This is a genomic window from Nocardia sp. NPDC058058 (assembly GCF_042885355.1).
Lineage (GTDB): Bacteria > Actinomycetota > Actinomycetes > Mycobacteriales > Mycobacteriaceae > Nocardia.
Window position 1 is genome coordinate 1 of record NZ_JBHVSA010000021.1, and the last position, 1477, is coordinate 1477.

Genomic DNA, 1477 nt, shown 5'->3' on the forward strand with positions numbered 1-1477 from the left:
GGCCCCGCCCGCAGGGTGCCGTCCACCACCGCGAGCCGCTCCCGCAGCCCCGCGAGCCCCGATCCCGGCGGCCCGGCCGGCGCCTCGGGCGCCCCGTCGTTCTCCACCAGCAGGGTCAGCGCGCCCCCGTCGTCCGCCGTCAGCCGGATCAGGCAGGTGCGCGCGTCCCCGTGCCGCAGGACGTTCGTGGTCGCCTCCCGCACCACCCAGCCGAGCGCCGACTGCACTTCGGCGGGCAGCGCCCGGCCGGCCTCGAACTCGACCAGGCAGTCCATCCCGGCGGCGCTCAGCACCCCGCGCGCGCCCTCCAGCTCCACGGCCAGGTCCGCCTCGCGGTAGCCGCGCACCACGTCCCGCACCTCGCGCTGCGACTCCCGCGCGATCCGCTGCACCTCGATCATCTGGTCCACCGCCTCCGGGCGTTCGCGCTGGGCCAGCTGCACGGCCAGCTCGCTCTTGAGCGCGATCACCGCGAGGTTGCGGCCCATCACGTCGTGCAGGTCCCGCCCGAAGCGCAGCCGCTCCTCGGCCACCGCCAGCTGCGCCTGGAGCTCCCGGGCGTGGTCGAGCTCGTAGACGGTCTTCAGCAGCCACCCGGAGAACCCGTAGGCCAGGCTCATGAACAGGCCGGTCAGCAGCACCCCGACCGCGTACCCGCAGGCCTCGCCCACCCCCACGCCCAGCGCGAGCACCGTCAGCGCCGAACCGGCGGCCCAGGCCGGGGCGACGCACCACTTGCGCCACAGCCGCCCCACGCCCAGCACCAGCGAGCCGGTGGCGAAGCAGGTCATGCCCGTCACGATCGGCGCGGCCACCGCTCCCTGGAGCGTCCCCGCGCCGCGCAGCGCGATCAGGGTCAGACAGCCCGCCGCCGTCAGGACCACCACCGTCACCGCGAGCCGCACCGGCCGCTCCCGGCGGCCCACGATCCAGTCCAGCGCGTGGGAGGTGTGGAAACCGGTCACCACGGCGTGTACGGACACCAGCAGCATGACCGCGATCGCGATCCCCGCCGGGGTCTCCTTCGCCGCCGAGCCCAGCGCGTTCAGCCCGAACGAGAAGATCTCAAGCAGCACGAAGGAGTGGAAGGACCAGCGCGTGTACAGCTCGACCTTCCCCGCGCTGCTGCGGTTCTTCCACCACCCGGTCAGCTTCGCCACGGCCCGTCCCCCCGACTTCTAGCGGCGCGGTTCCCAGCGGAACCACGTCCGGACAGCAAACACCGTGATCATGATCCAGGCCAGCGTGGTGAGCCCCGCCCACAGCAGGTCCCCGGTCTCGGCGCCGCCGGTCCAGCCGGCCCGCACCAGGGTCATCACACCGCTCAGCGGCAGCAGTTCGCACACCGTGGCCAGCTGCCCCGGCAGCGACTCCGGCGGCAGGAACAGCCCGGAGCCGAGCGCCGTCACCAGGAACAGCGGCAGCGCGGTGATGCCCGCGCTCTCCACGTTGCGGGTGAAGGAGCTCGTCAGCGCCG

General features: G+C 73.9%; 2 protein-coding genes and 1 pseudogene. 1 reads left to right on the plus strand and 2 read right to left on the minus strand.

Features of this window, described 5'->3' with window-relative positions; genetic code table 11:
* Positions 1–983: sensor histidine kinase (locus tag ACFVUS_RS43840; RefSeq protein ID WP_387781469.1), on the minus strand; the 983-nt coding region annotated here is incomplete at its 3' end.
* A 7-nt stretch (positions 984–990) separates the two neighbouring features.
* Between ACFVUS_RS43840 and ACFVUS_RS43845 the strand changes: the two genes are divergently transcribed.
* A complete protein-coding gene (locus tag ACFVUS_RS43845; protein ID WP_387781472.1) occupies positions 991–1182 on the plus strand; it encodes a hypothetical protein in 192 nt (63 codons plus the stop codon).
* Here the strand turns inward: ACFVUS_RS43845 and ACFVUS_RS43850 are convergent.
* Positions 1179–1477, minus strand: a pseudogene (locus tag ACFVUS_RS43850) (hypothetical protein); the annotation flags it as partial. The gene ACFVUS_RS43845 and the pseudogene ACFVUS_RS43850 sit on opposite strands and share 4 nt — an antisense overlap.